The organism is Roseateles sp. AC306 (assembly GCF_979253795.1).
Genome location: NZ_CEEDEB010000019.1, coordinates 1 through 13196, shown reverse-complemented (window position 1 = coordinate 13196; position 13196 = coordinate 1). Strand labels below are relative to the sequence as shown.

At 62.8% G+C, this 13196-nt stretch carries 10 protein-coding genes, 2 tRNA genes and 1 pseudogene; 7 read left to right on the top strand and 6 right to left on the bottom strand.

Going from position 1 to position 13196, the window contains the following annotated elements:
* Positions 1-16: 16 nt before the first annotated feature.
* From AC0IZJ_RS25390 to AC0IZJ_RS25380, 3 genes are all read right to left on the bottom strand, one after another.
* Positions 17-718, bottom strand: coding sequence for a LuxR C-terminal-related transcriptional regulator (locus AC0IZJ_RS25390; protein WP_471854547.1), 702 nt, complete (start codon positions 716-718; stop codon positions 17-19).
* A 27-nt stretch (positions 719-745) separates the two neighbouring features.
* Positions 746-822, bottom strand: a tRNA-Val gene (locus AC0IZJ_RS25385).
* 530 nt (positions 823-1352) lie between these two features.
* The gene (locus AC0IZJ_RS25380; RefSeq protein ID WP_471854546.1) at positions 1353-2186 is read right to left on the bottom strand and encodes a BPSL0761 family protein; all 834 of its coding nucleotides are present in this window, start codon (positions 2184-2186) and stop codon (positions 1353-1355) included.
* Positions 2187-2360: 174 nt separating this feature from the next.
* On the opposite strand from AC0IZJ_RS25380, the pseudogene AC0IZJ_RS25375 reads away from it, so the two are divergent.
* The 7 genes and pseudogenes from AC0IZJ_RS25375 to AC0IZJ_RS25345 form a co-directional block, all read left to right on the top strand.
* A pseudogene (locus AC0IZJ_RS25375) lies at positions 2361-5162 on the top strand (type I restriction endonuclease subunit R); the annotation flags it as partial.
* Positions 5163-5366: 204 nt separating this feature from the next.
* Positions 5367-5894, top strand: a complete 528-nt coding sequence (locus tag AC0IZJ_RS25370) for a 7-cyano-7-deazaguanine synthase (protein WP_471854544.1) — start codon at positions 5367-5369, stop codon at positions 5892-5894.
* Positions 5888-6859 carry a hypothetical protein gene (locus AC0IZJ_RS25365; protein WP_471854542.1) on the top strand — a complete coding sequence of 324 codons (972 nt, stop codon included), beginning with the start codon at positions 5888-5890 and terminating at the stop codon, positions 6857-6859. The genes AC0IZJ_RS25370 and AC0IZJ_RS25365 overlap by 7 nt, the downstream gene beginning before the upstream one ends.
* Positions 6860-6861: 2 nt before the next feature.
* Entirely contained in the window at positions 6862-7803 is a 942-nt protein-coding gene (locus tag AC0IZJ_RS25360; protein ID WP_471854540.1) for a CBASS oligonucleotide cyclase, read from the top strand.
* A 14-nt stretch (positions 7804-7817) separates the two neighbouring features.
* On the top strand, positions 7818-8381 hold the full coding sequence (locus AC0IZJ_RS25355; protein WP_471854538.1) for a hypothetical protein: 564 nt from the start codon (positions 7818-7820) through the stop codon (positions 8379-8381).
* A gap of 31 nt (positions 8382-8412) precedes the next feature.
* Positions 8413-9027, top strand: coding sequence for a hypothetical protein (locus AC0IZJ_RS25350; protein ID WP_471854536.1), 615 nt, complete (start codon positions 8413-8415; stop codon positions 9025-9027).
* Positions 9028-9475: 448 nt separating this feature from the next.
* The gene (locus AC0IZJ_RS25345) at positions 9476-10597 is read left to right on the top strand and encodes a tyrosine-type recombinase/integrase (RefSeq protein WP_471854535.1); all 1122 of its coding nucleotides are present in this window, start codon (positions 9476-9478) and stop codon (positions 10595-10597) included.
* An 88-nt stretch (positions 10598-10685) separates the two neighbouring features.
* Here the strand turns inward: AC0IZJ_RS25345 and AC0IZJ_RS25340 are convergent.
* From AC0IZJ_RS25340 to AC0IZJ_RS25330, 3 genes are all read right to left on the bottom strand, one after another.
* Positions 10686-10762, bottom strand: a tRNA-Arg gene (locus AC0IZJ_RS25340).
* Between the two features lie 90 nt (positions 10763-10852).
* Positions 10853-12100, bottom strand: a complete 1248-nt coding sequence (locus tag AC0IZJ_RS25335) for a heme biosynthesis HemY N-terminal domain-containing protein (RefSeq protein WP_471854533.1) — start codon at positions 12098-12100, stop codon at positions 10853-10855.
* Positions 12101-12102: 2 nt separating this feature from the next.
* The coding region (locus AC0IZJ_RS25330; protein WP_471854530.1) for a uroporphyrinogen-III C-methyltransferase at positions 12103-13196 on the bottom strand (1094 nt) is incomplete at its 5' end.

The following is a 13196-nucleotide window of genomic DNA, read 5'->3' as shown; positions in this document are numbered from 1 at the left end:
CCGGGGCTGGCTGGGCCTAGAAGTTCGCCTCGCGTTCCTTTTGTGCCTTCGTAGCGGTCAGAACAGCCTCAGTACGATTTCGCACCTTTAGCGCCCGGTAGATTGCGGCGAGGTGCAGTTTGACTGTGCCTTCGGTGATGCCCAAGCTTCGGGCAATTCGCTTGTTGGACTTTCCTGTCGTCAGCTCGCGCACGACCTGCGCCTGCCGCGCGGTAAGACCTTCGACACCCAGGTCGGATAGCACGGCACTGCCGTCGACGTGAGTGCCTCGACTGCGCCTGAGGGTCCCGTCAAGCAGTTCTCCAAGTACCTGTGATGGAACGAAGACACCCCCGGCCAGAACCACGGAAACTGCGCCGCACAACACTGCTGCCGACGAAGTGCGCGGCACATATCCAGAGACACTCAGGCGAAACGCGTTCTTGATGTCCTCAACGCTCTCCGACGCACCTAGCACGAGCAATGGCACCAACGGGTTTGCAGCACGGAGCCGCGCGATGCCTTCGAAACGCCGCATCGCGCGCAGTTCCCAGTCAATTAACACCAGAGAACACAGAGGCTGATCCGCCAGACGCACCATCAGCGACGGGAAGTCAGCTGCTTGGTGCATCAATGTGCCAGGCCCCATCAATTCTCGGATGGCGTTGACAAGCCCGAGTCGGTACATCTCATGGCTGTCGGCGACGATTACGTGGGAGACACGGCGTGCTTCCTTCATCGATGTCGATGATAACTGGTCCACGGATGGTAGGCGCAATTGGACTCGAACCAAAGACCTCCACCATGTCAAGGTGGCAATCCGTACCGGGGAACGCTCCGCTTTGAGGATCGTGCTGCGGGGATTTCGCCGCAACGCGTTCAACGTCCTTGTACGTCGGGAGCTCCGGGACATCCGCCTGCGGCCGCTTGCGAGACACAACGAAACTGATCTCGCCGCCGACCAGTGAGCGGCGGACTTCACGACCAACGAACGCAGTGAAAGCGTTATCGCCATCGACGGTCCCTCCTCTCCACTGCACCAATGCGGCGTACCCACCGCTCCCGCAGGACGCTACGGCGATCCGACTGGCCAGTAACTCCGCAGCATCTTGGACGGTTTGCGCTCGCACCGACTCGCCCCGGGAAAAGAACATTGGCATGACGACTCCTCTTGATTCTTGGGCTGTTCACTGCTGCCGTCGCACCAACACGAGACGGCACCAGAGCACGGCACGTCTAATCATGAGAAAAGTCAACGGAGCCGCAAACGCCAAGAGATTGTGCTCAGCGAGCGTCGCCAAGTGTTGATCGCAAAGGAGCGGTTTTCCACTGTATTGAGCAGCCGTGGCCCGTGCTTCTGGGTTGGACACCGCTCAGTCACATAAGAACCACCCTCTCGGCCCGGTCCAGATCACTTCAGGCCGGAAGCCCCCGGGCGCCAATCCCGGGGACCGAACGAAGAACGCGCGAGTGATCGACACCTTCATGCGCGAGTCGGTGAAGTCCTCGACAAAGCCCCTGTAGCGCACGCCCTCGCGATCCTGGCACACCGTGCGTCCCCGCTCGCGCATGAGCGGCCACGCCGCTTGCGCCCGCAGTTCTTCCGTTTCGGCTTGAGTAGCGGCGGCGATTCTTCGCTCCTGAAGGACTCGGCTCGGCACAAAGCCGGCACGCTGCAACACGAGTTGATAGTCGGCGCTCGGCGGCTGGACGGTCGGCTCGACAAAGATGATCTCCGTCGACGCCGAACCGTCGTAGACCCAGGTTTTCAGAGCAACCGCGAAGAGGATCTTGTCCGGATCCTCGCGGTCGTGGCAGAGCTTGTTGGCGTCAAAATCGCCCTTCACGTGAAAGCAGGCCCGCCGGAATCCTTCAATGAACCGACTTTCTCTGGTCGCACCACCAGGCTTGCTGAAGATGGTCAACATCCGAACGCCGTTGCCGAGCTTGACCGCAGGCGTCGGCAGGTACTTTGCGGTGTCGATATTGACGGGCTCCGCCCCGCCGGCCCATGCATATGCCCAGTTCAGGGGGTGGTAGCCGCCGCGCGCTTCGAGCCGCGCGTCGATCTCAGTGGCCGGCGGATAGATCGACAGCAACTGCGCTGCGGGCACCCGTCCCACGGTGGGCTCTTCGGCCGCTGCAAGCTCCTCCAGCAGCTCCCGGCCCCAGCAGAGTGCACGCAGTCGTTCATGAAAGGTGGTCATGCCTTCCCCTCAGTGCGACACGACCGGCCGCACGAAGCCTCCCAGGATCTCCAGGTAGAGCTCCGGTTTGATGAGGCCCAGTCGATGCAGCAGGGTCAACCCGATCACGGACGGCTCCAGCGGCATTAACCGCAGGTAGCCCTCCGACAGCGGAGCCGGTAGGTCCTGGTCGGACACCACACGCGCCGGCCAGACATCGTGCTCTTCGTCAACGGCCTGCCGCTGGTGCTGATCGAGCTGAAGAACCCGGCCGACACGCATGCCGACATCTGGAAGGCCTTCGACCAGATCCAGACCTACAAGGCACAGGTCCCCGACCTGTGCCAGTACAACGAGGTGCTGGTCATCTCGGACGGCAGCGAGGCGCGCATGGGCTCTTTGTCGGCTGATGAGGAGCGTTTCCAGCAGTGGCGCACGATCAACGGCACGGACCTGGACCCGCTGGGCGAGTTCAACGAGCTGGAAACGCTGGTGCGCGGCGCGCTGGCGCCGGCCATGCTGCTCGACTACCTGCGCTACTTCGTGCTGTTTGAGGACGACGGGCGGCTGATTAAGAAGGTGGCCGGCTATCACCAGTTCCACGCGGTGCGCGCTGCCATCGAGCAGGTGGTGGCGGCATCCCGCCCCGACAGCAGCGCCACGCAGCGCGGCAAGGGCGGCGTGGTGTGGCACACGCAGGGCAGCGGGAAGAGCATCACCATGACCTGCTTTGCAGCCCGGGTGATGCAGGAGCCGGCGATGGAGAACCCGACCATCGTCGTCATCACCGACCGCAACGACCTGGACGGCCAGCTGTTCGGCGTGTTCAGCCTAGCGCAGGACCTGCTGCGCGAGCAGCCGGTGCAGGCGACCACGCGGCAGGAGCTGCGCACCCTGTTGAGCAATCGGCCTTCGGGCGGCATCGTCTTCGCGACGATCCAGAAATTCATGCCCGGGGAGGACGAGGACCTGTTCCCCATGCTCTCGGACAGGCGCAACATCGTCGTTATCGCCGACGAGGCCCACCGCACCCAGTACGGTTTTGAGGCCAGACTGAAGCAGGTCAAGGTGCGCGGTGATCGTGCATCGTCTGCGTTGACCACTGACGGCCAAGAGCCAGCGCACACGGCGGAGGATTTTGAGTCCCCCGCGTACAAGACCAAGTACCAGGTCGGCTACGCCCAGCACCTGCGTGACGCGCTGCCGCACGCCACCTTCGTGGCATTTACGGGCACGCCGGTGTCAGCGGCTGACCGCGATACGCGGGCGGTGTTCGGCGACTACATCCATGTCTATGACATGCAGCAGGCCAAGGAGGATGGCGCCACCGTCGCCATCTACTACGAGAGCCGCCTGGCCAAGCTGCGCCTGAAGGATGAAGAGCTGCCCACCATCGACGACGAGGTGGACGAGCTGGCCGAGGACGAAGAGGAAAGCACGCAGGCCAAACTCAAGAGCCGTTGGGCGGCGCTGGAGAAGGTGGTGGGCGCTGGCCCGCGCGTGGCCAGTGTGGCGGCCGACCTGGTGGTCCACTTCGACGCCCGTGATGCCGCGCAGCGCGGCAAGGCCATGGTCGTGGCGATGAGCCGCGACATTTGCGTCCACCTCTACGACGAGATCGTCAAGCTGAGGCCGGACTGGCACGACGCTGATCCCGAGAAGGGGGTCGTCAAGATCATCATGACCGGCTCGGCCAGTGACAAAGCGCTGCTGCGGCCTCACATCTACAGCGGCCAAGTTAAGAAGCGACTGGAGAAGCGCTTCAAGGACCCGACCGACCCGCTCAAGCTCGTGATCGTGCGCGACATGTGGCTCACCGGCTTCGACGCGCCCTGCGTGCACACCATGTACGTGGACAAGCCGATGAAGGGCCACAACCTCATGCAGGCCATCGCCCGCGTGAACCGCGTGTTCAAGGACAAACAGGGCGGGCTGGTGGTGGACTACATCGGCATCGGCAACGAGCTGAAGGCGGCCATGCGCGAGTACACGGCCAGCCAGGGCCGCGGCCGGCCGACCGTCGACGCGCACGAGGCCTATGCGGTGTTGGCGGAGAAGCTGGACGTGCTGCGGGCCATGCTGCACGGCTACGACTGGAGCAGCTTCCTAACCGGCGGGCACAAGACCTTGGCCGGCGCGGCAAACCATGTGCTCGGCTTGAAGGCCGAAGGCAACCGTGACGGCAAGAAGCGCTTTGCCGACACCGCGCTGGCCATGAGCAAGGCCTTCACCTTGTGCTGCACGCTGGACGAGGCCAAGGCCGTGCGCGAGGAAGTGGCCTTCCTGCAGGCGGTCAAGGTGATCCTGACCAAGCGCGACATCTCTCAGCAGAAGAAAACTGACGAGCAGCGCGAGCAGGCAATTCGCCAGATCATCAACCAAGCCGTGGTCTCCGACGCCGTCGTGGACATCTTCGATGCGGTTGGTCTCGACAAGCCCAACATCGGCCTGCTGGATGACGAGTTCCTGGCACAGGTGAGGAACCTGCCCGAGCGCAATCTGGCGGTGGAGCTGCTGGAGCGACTGCTGGAGGGCGAGATCAAGTCCAAGTTCGCCAGCAATGTCGTGCAGCAGAAGAAGTTCTCCGAGCTGCTGGGCAACGTCATCACCCGATACCAGAACCGCTCGATCGAGACCGCGCAGGTTATGGAAGAGCTGGTCGAGATGGCCAAGAAGTTCCGCGAAGCGGCATCACGCGGCGAGGCGCTGGGGCTGACCGACGATGAGGTGCGCTTCTATGACGCCTTGGCCAACAACGAGTCGGCCGTCAAGGAACTGACCGACGAGACCTTGAAGAAGATCGCCCACGAGTTGACCGAGAACCTGCGCAAAAACCTGAGCGTGGACTGGTCCGAGCGCGAGAGCGTGCGCGCCAGCCTGCGACTGATGGTCAAGCGCATCCTGCGCAAGTACAAGTACCCGCCGGACATGCAGGATGCGGCGGTCGAACTGGTGCTTCAGCAGGCGCAGGCGTTGGGGGAGAGCTGGGGCGCATAGCGAACTCGCCGCTCGCTCCTATGCCCGGAGTCACCTGCAAATCAGGGTTAGCCCCACGAGGGAGCCTGCGGTTCACCCGAGCCCTTATGTCATAGTCCCTGCACAAATAACGTGCAGACGCTGCACGTAGGCAGCCGTAAGGCCTGCCATAGCCCAAACGAGAGGCTTTCAGGGATGGAAAGAAGCAGACACGCGACTGTGTTGATGAGTGGCGGAATTGATTCCGCCGCCTGTGCGGCGTTCCTCGTCGACCAAGGCCTCGAGGTATCCGCCGTCTTCGTGGACCATGGCCAAGCCGCCGCTGAGCATGAGCGAGTGGCCGTGAGGTTACTTGCTGCAGCGTTACAGATCCAAGTTCAAGAACTGGCCCTGACTGGCGCCGCGCCATTCGGCTCCGGCGAACTTGTCGGCCGCAACGCTTTCCTCGTCTTTTCAGCGTTGTTTGCCACCCGCACGCGATCGAGCCGAATTGCTCTGGGGCTACACGCTGGAACGCCGTACTACGACTGCTCGCCGGCTTTCGTCGACACGATCAATCGCGCCGTCGCCGAACACACCGACAACGGCGTCCGCGTAGTCGCGCCATTCATTGAATGGACGAAACGAGAGGTGTACGACTATTTCATCCACGTAGGCTTGCCCATCGAGCTGACCTATAGCTGCGAGTCTGGCGGCCTGCCTACGTGCGGCAAGTGTGCATCGTGCCTAGACCGAAAGGCGCTGCAATGCTAGCGAAACGCCGATCAATAAAGCTGAATGGCGTTGAAGTCGAGCGCACTCCGCTGCTCGTGCCATCGTTTTCCAGCAAGGGGTTCCCCGACGTCAACAAGATCATCGAGTCTTGTTCGGAATTGATTGAAGGCGTCACCCTTGTCAGCGCGTACGACCTGCACTACGGCAAGGTGCGTCCGCCTTTCGACTTTCCCAAGTTGCTCTTCCTCGACAGCGGCGGGTACGAAGCATCGAAGGATGCTGAGCTCTCCGACCTTGGCGACCGAGATCATCACCCGAAGGAGTGGACGCAAGAGATGCATGAAGCCGTCCTTGCGAAGTGGCAGCCATCGGTGCCCAGCGTGCTGATTAGCTACGACCATCCCAAGGCGCGCGTGGGGTTCGCCGAACAAATTGAACGTGCGCGTGCGATGGCGCCGGGCCGCACCGGATTTTTGCGAGAGCTGCTTCTCAAGCCGGAGAAGGAGTCACAGACCCGGCTCCATCTCGACGACTTGCTGCGGCATGTACACCGTCTTGCTGACTTCGACATCATTGGCGTCACCGAGAAAGAGATCGGCAACTCTCTCGTTGACCGAATGAAGAACATCGCCAAGCTACGGCGGGCGCTGACCGCTACGGGAATCGATGCTCCAATCCACGTCTTCGGCAGTCTGGATACGATTTCCACACCGATGTACTTTCTCGCTGGAGCCGACATCTTTGATGGATTGACGTGGCTTCGTTTCGCTTTCCATAAAGGTCTGACGATTTACAAGCACAACTTCGGCGCACTGCATTTGGGCGTCACGACCAATTCTCAAATTGTCGACGCTCGCTGTTGGTATCAGAACTATTACTACATGAATGATCTCGAATTGGAGATGCGGCGATTCTTGGCATCCCAGGATTTCGGATCATTCAAGTATCACGGCGACTTGTTCAAGACCGCATTGGAAAGCGCGCTTGAAGCATTGGGAGATTAGCAATGGGCGGCAGCGGTGGCGGATCTACCTTCAAGTACAGAAGCCCGGAGGAATTGAGAAACGCAGTTCGAAAGGCCGAGGACGACTCATCGGTAAAGCAATTCGAAGTCGAACTCGCGGGCACGCTGTCGGACCTACTGGGTGGGTACAACAGCAGGGATAAGGAGGCGGTCGAAGAACGTCTCAATACCATTCGCGCCGCATTGCAGGACGAAATTGAGGGGACGTTCGACTCTCTATTCGGCGGCTCAGTCGCCAAGCACACATACGTTGACGGATTGAGCGACATTGACTCGCTGATTCTTCTCAACGACTCAGACCTTGAAAACCATAGCCCCCAAAAGGCGCTTGAGAAAATGGCCTCAATTATCAAGGCGGCCATGCCTACTTCCGCGACGGTAACGCACGGACAAATGGCAGTGACTGTGGGCTACGGCGATGGAATGGTTGTTCAGCTCCTGCCGGCTATCAAGGGCGCTGACGGACATGTTCATGTCCCTTCGTCGCGGCGCGACGCTTGGTCTGAAATCAATCCGATGGCCTTCAGGGAAGTCCTGAGCGCCCGCAACGCCACCTGCGGCGGCAAGCTGGTGCCGACGATCAAGCTCGCCAAAGCCATCAACGGCGAACTGCCTGAGGGTCAGCGACTGAGTGGTTATCACATGGAAAGTCTGGCGATTGCAGCGTTTCGGAACTATGCAGGGGACAAGACAACGTCCGCGATGCTGCCGACCTTCTTCGACCGTGCTCGTGAGCTGGTCCTCACGCCGATGAAAGACAGCACTGGCCAGTCCGTGCATGTGGATAGCTATCTAGGCCAGGCCAACAGCCCTGAACGCCAAGCGGCGAGCCACTTGCTTGGACGCCTGGCCCGCCGCATGCGAAACGCAACTGCGGCGGGATCCGTGGCGCAGTGGAAAGCCCTATTCGGGTTGGAGCCATGAGTGCTGAAGGTGCGATGAAAGACGAACTGACTCGAATCTGTCGGGTCTCAGACATGCTGTGTACCGGGCACGCAGCCCTGCGGGACCGATACGCGAGGCTGGCTTTTTTGCTCGACCTTTTGACACTTGGGGTATCCACCTGGCTCGTGGCGCTAGCCTTTGTCGAGCCGAAACTCAACGTGACGTTGACGCCCTTCGGTTGGGATAGCCAAATCTGGGTCGGCGCGCTTGGCACGGGCGTCTTCTTCCTGACGCTGATTCAAATCAAGACTGACTGGAAGGGTCGATCGGACGCGCACAAGAGGACTTTGGATGTTTACGCCGAGGTAAAGCGCGAGGCAGGCTACCTGCTGTCGGCCGGCGAGTATGATCGCGACGCTTGCCAGCGCGTCTTCTCAAGGTATGACATGGCAGCCTCTGTGGGAGTCCCAATTCCCGAATCAGAGTTTCTAAGACAGAAGCAGCGGCATCTTGTGAAGGTAGCCCTGAGTAAGGCACTGGATGGTCGCCCGGCTACGTCGCTGATGTGGCTGCGAGTGCGCCTCTGGTACCGCGACACCTTCAAAGCCGATGACTAGCTGATTTATGACAGCCGACTTGACTGCAGCCATGCGCTTCTTTTCCAGGGCATGCAGCTATGTGGAGCATGCAGGACTGCTAGGTGAAGTAGCTTGGCAGCGCGAAGCGGACTTCACTGAATTCACCGAAAGCGAGTTGCTACGAGAGCATGCCTGGGTTGCGCTTTGCTCCGGCTTTCGAGAGTCGGCAGTTCGCCGGGCCTTCGATCACATATCGCTTTGCTTCTGCGATTGGGAGTCCGCTGAAGCCATCGTCTCCGCTGGCGAAATTTGCTGCGCTACAGCAGCATCGGCGTTCGGCAACCGGCTCAAGTTGCGGGGTATATTTTCCACCGCAAGGTACATCAACGACATCGGCTTCGACGAGTTCAAGCAGTCCGTTCTAGCTGATCCGATCAGCCGACTTCAAGTGTTGCCGTTCATTGGGCCGGTTACCAGCCGGCATCTCGCAAAGAATCTTGGCCTCGATGTTGCGAAGCCTGATCGACACCTGGTGCGCGTGTCGGAGCATCTCGGCTATCGAAGCGCAGATGACCTCTGCCGGGAGCTTGCTGCCACGACCGGCGAGCAAGCAAAGGTCGTCGACCTCATCGTCTGGCGCTACATCGCTGATAACCCTGAGCAATTGCGTGCGTCGTTCGCGTAGCGCGGGCGATTTCGAGCTGACGGGCACATCCCAGCGCCCGGCGGCTGCCTGCACATGATTCGCTGAGACCAAATAGCGTACTCCGGCTCATGCTTTGAGATGGCAAACGCCCTGGCGCTCGCTGGCATGCTGGCCTCACGATGCCAGCGCCCGCAATTTCACTGCCCAGCCACGCCCAGCCGGCTGAACTGGCCGCCAACTCTGCGCAACCCGGCTCGCTCCGATCGACATCGCTCAGAGTACAGCCCCGCATCATTCGACAGCGGGATGCGCCTGGCTACCTTGGCATGGACCGAAATAGATTCGATCAAGAGGTACGCCCCCAACTCACCGAGGTACCGCTCGGCGCGAGAGGCGTTGCCTACGACAGATATGAACTGGATGCATGGGCAGACGAGTACATTGAGACCCGTGGGCGCCCTGGTCGCACGAGGAAAGGAGGCGCAAATTGCGCACCAGGACCAAAGGAATCCGCTCCACGCCCAGCGGGGAACGGATCGTCGACAAGCAGTACGGAGGACAGCGGATCTTTGAACGGCTCGGCCGAGTCTCCCAAGAGGAAGCCGAAAGCTGGCTCCGCCAACGGCAAGCTGACATCGACGCCCAACGCGAGAACGAACTTCGACGAGGCGATGCGCGCCTGTTTGCAGCTGGCGCCGCAAAGTACCTGAAGGAGTGCAAGGCGAAGGAGGTCAAGACCCTTGACACCATCGCCTACCACGTCAAGCTGCTGCTGCCCTACATCGGGCGGCTGCCGATGGCAGATGTCTGCAACGACTCCCTGGAGACGTTCAAGGCCGATCGCATCGACGATGACGAGGTCACGCCGACAACGGTAAATCGCACCATCGAAGTCGCCCGGACCATCTGCAACCGGGCCGCTCGTGTTTGGCGCGACAGCGGCATGCCCTGGCTGGCGACGGCGCCTCTACTGGAGAAGCTGACCGAGCACCGCCGCAAGCCCCGGCCCATCACCTGGGCCGAACAGGCGGCACTGATGCCAGTGTTGCCGGCCCATCTGCAGCGCATGGTGCTTTTCATGGTCAACACCGGCGCCCGTGACGACAACGTCTGCGGGCTTCGATGGGACTGGGAGAGGCCCGTGCCCGAACTGGAACGTAGCGTCTTCGTGATCCCGCCCGAACACTTCAAGAGCGACCGCCACCACGTGGTGATCCTCAACGATGTGGCCTGGCGGGTTGTGCAAGAGTGCCGCGGTATGCATGACGACTTCGTGTTCGTCTGGCGACGCGAGCGGGTCAAGAACTTTGACAAGCCGCCGGAGATGGAATTTGGTCCGATCCAGACCATCAACAACACCGGCTACCAAACCGCTCGCTCCGCCGTCGGCCTGGAAGGCGTCCGCGTGCACGACTTGCGCCACACCTTCGGGCAACGCCTTCGGGCAGCCCGGGTGTCAAAGGAGGATCGGGAATTGCTGCTGGGCCACGCATCGCTGGACATGAGCCAGCACTACGCCACTGCCACCGTCGCGCACTTGGTAGAGGCGGCCAACTTGGCCAACACAACGCGCGACCAGACCACTCTTCTGCAGGTGGTCAATGGATGAGAACTTAGTGAACTCACGCAAAAGTCACGCAGAAAGGAAAACGGGCTAGACGCCTAAACGTCTAACCCGTTGATTCTCTTATTATTTTTGGTGCGGCTGGCAGGATTCGAACCCACGACCCCTTGGTTCGTAGCCAAGTACTCTATCCAACTGAGCTACAGCCGCTGAAGCCTCACAGTATAGCCAGATTTACGGCGGCCCATCAAGAGTTGGGCGATTTTCAAGAAAATAGTTCCGGCAGGCCCGGCCCGGGATTCAGGGCAGGCGCGCAGCCGCCTCGAAGCAGCGGGCGCGGCGGCTGTCGTCGCCCTCCTGCTCGGCCATCGCCGCGAGCGCGAGCCAGCTGCGCCGACGCGCGGCGCTGGGCATGGCGGCATCCTCGGCGACGGAGTCGAGCATCATGCGGGCCTTGCCCCAGAGCTGGCGCTCGGCCAGCGCATGGCCCAGCGCATACGACAAAGCGCGTTCGCGCGGGAAGCGGGTCTGGGCCGCCTCCAGCCGCTGCAGCCAGTCCGGCCCGCAACCCGCCAGCACCGGCACCAGCGCAAGGGCAAGTTCGGCACGATCGTCGGCATTGACGTCGCCCAGGTCGTCGAAAAAGGGCCGCAGCCAGCCACGGCCGTCATCCGGTGCGCCGAGCTGGCCGGCGCACTGCGCCGCGCGGGCGGCAACGAGGGGGTCGCGGCGGTCGGCCGGGTCAAGCTGGAGCCAAATGCTGCGCAACTGGTCGACATCACGGGTGCCGTCCAGCGCCTCGAAGGCCAGCGAGCGCAGCAGGCCTTGCGCGGCGACCTTGGAGAAGGCCTGGTGCTTGGCGAGCAGGCGGGCGGTGCGCAGCGCGTCCAGCGGCTGGCGGGCCAGGCGCGAGGCCTGCAGGCGCAGGCGCAGCGCCTGGGTGCGGCGGGCGACGCCGGGCGGCAGCTCGCCCAGCACGGCCAGCGCGCGCGCGGCATCGCGGTCGTCCAGCGCCCATTCGGCGGCCAGGAGGCGGGCGCCGTCTTCATGCGCGCGGGCGCCGCCGCTGCGGCGGGCGAGCTCCAGTGCGCGGTTGAGCTGTTCGTCGCGGTGGCGGCGGTCCTGCAGGCGGTGGGCGCTGGCGGCGGCCAGCAGGTGAGCCAGGGCCATGAAGGACTGATCGGCCGCCAGTTCGGGCGTGGCAGACTGGATGCTGAGCGCCTTCTGCGCCGCCTTCTGCGCGCGACTGAAGCGGGCGCCGAATAGTTCAACGAGAGACTCGCGCAGTGCGAGCTGGGCATTGCGCTCGCGTTGCGCCAGGCGCCACTCGCGGGCGCGCTTGGGCAGCGTCGTCAGTGCCTCGACGGCCTGAATAGCGGTCACAAGGGCGAAGCAGCTGCCAACCAGCAGCAGCAGGAACAGGTTCAACGACATGTCCAAGCGCCATTCGCCCCGGTAGAAGCTGACGAGGCCCATGTTGGAACCCAGCATCAGCGCCGCGACGACGGCCGCAACAAAGAGCAGGACCAGCCAGATGACGAGGCGCATCTTCAGCGCCCCGCTGCGGCAGCGGTCAGGGCAGCCAGGGTGTCATCAGGGCGCGGGACGCTGACCTGACGAGACTGGCCGGCGACCTGGCGCAGCAGTTCGGCCACGCTCGTCACCTTGCGCGAGCGCGTGTCGAAGTAGCGGCTGAGCATCTCCTGGCTGTCGCGCAGGTCGGACTGGGCGGTGTCGAACTGGCGGCTCAGCAGGGCCAGGCGGGCGTTCAGCAAGCGCAGCTTGAGGTTCTCGCGCAGGAAGAAGCTCTGGTCCGGCGAGACCAGCGCGGCCTCCGGGTGGGCGATGCGGGTCACGCGGAGCAGCGTGCGGGCCTCGCCCCAGGCCACGCCGGTCCAGCTGGACAGCTGCTGGGTGGCCTGCCACCACCACAGCGACAGCCGGCCTTCGGCGGCGGCAGCAGCCTGTTCGCGCTGCAGCCTGAGCACGCGCTCGCGGTCCTTGGCGGCGGCATCGGCGCGGCGTTCTTCACGCGGGCTGACACCCGCCTCGCCGCCTGAAATCAACGGCAGCTCGTCGGCCATGCGCACGACCTCGTCAAGCTTGATGGTCAAGGTGGACACATCGACGACGGCCACCGACTTGACCCGGTCCAGGTCGCGCGCGACGGCGCGGCGCACGCCTTCCATGCGCGGCTGCTTGTAGCGCAGCAGGCGTTCATCGGCCTGCTTCAGCGTGGCGACGAGGGGCTCGGCGCTGCCGGTGATCTGGGTCTGCTGCAGAGCGACGCGGATGGCGGCCTCGATGTCGCCGATGACGTTCTCGTCACGCGAGCGGGACATGGACTGAATCAGCTCTTCCAGTTGGCCGCGCTGCAGGGCCACCTCGGCCAGGCGGGCTTCCAGCAGCGAGACCTTGGCGGCGGTGTCGCGCACCAGCTCGCCCGACTGCTTGGCGGCCAGGCGCGCCTCGGTGGCCTCGGCCTGGCTGGCTTCCTGGCGGCGCACCAGCTCCTGCTCCAACGACTGCTGGCGCGACAGGCTCTGCCAGGCCAGCACGACGCACAGCAGCACGGCGGCGCCCAGCAGCGCAAGCAGCCAAGGCAGCCAAGCTGGCAGATGGGGGGTGGGCGCCGCCGTGCTGC

Excerpts from the sequence above, each read along its gene's own strand:
- AC0IZJ_RS25335 (WP_471854533.1), bottom strand. The coding sequence starts at position 12,100 with ATGCGCCTCGTCATCTGGCTGGTCCTGCTCTTTGTTGCGGCCGTCGTC.
- AC0IZJ_RS25370 (WP_471854544.1), top strand. The coding sequence starts at position 5,367 with ATGAGTGGCGGAATTGATTCCGCCGCCTGTGCGGCGTTCCTCGTCGAC.
- AC0IZJ_RS25360 (WP_471854540.1), top strand. The coding sequence starts at position 6,862 with ATGGGCGGCAGCGGTGGCGGATCTACCTTCAAGTACAGAAGCCCGGAG.
- AC0IZJ_RS25365 (WP_471854542.1), top strand. The coding sequence starts at position 5,888 with ATGCTAGCGAAACGCCGATCAATAAAGCTGAATGGCGTTGAAGTCGAG.
- AC0IZJ_RS25390 (WP_471854547.1), bottom strand. The coding sequence starts at position 718 with ATGAAGGAAGCACGCCGTGTCTCCCACGTAATCGTCGCCGACAGCCAT.
- AC0IZJ_RS25355 (WP_471854538.1), top strand. The coding sequence starts at position 7,818 with ATGAAAGACGAACTGACTCGAATCTGTCGGGTCTCAGACATGCTGTGT.
- AC0IZJ_RS25380 (WP_471854546.1), bottom strand. The coding sequence starts at position 2,186 with ATGACCACCTTTCATGAACGACTGCGTGCACTCTGCTGGGGCCGGGAG.
- AC0IZJ_RS25350 (WP_471854536.1), top strand. The coding sequence starts at position 8,413 with ATGCGCTTCTTTTCCAGGGCATGCAGCTATGTGGAGCATGCAGGACTG.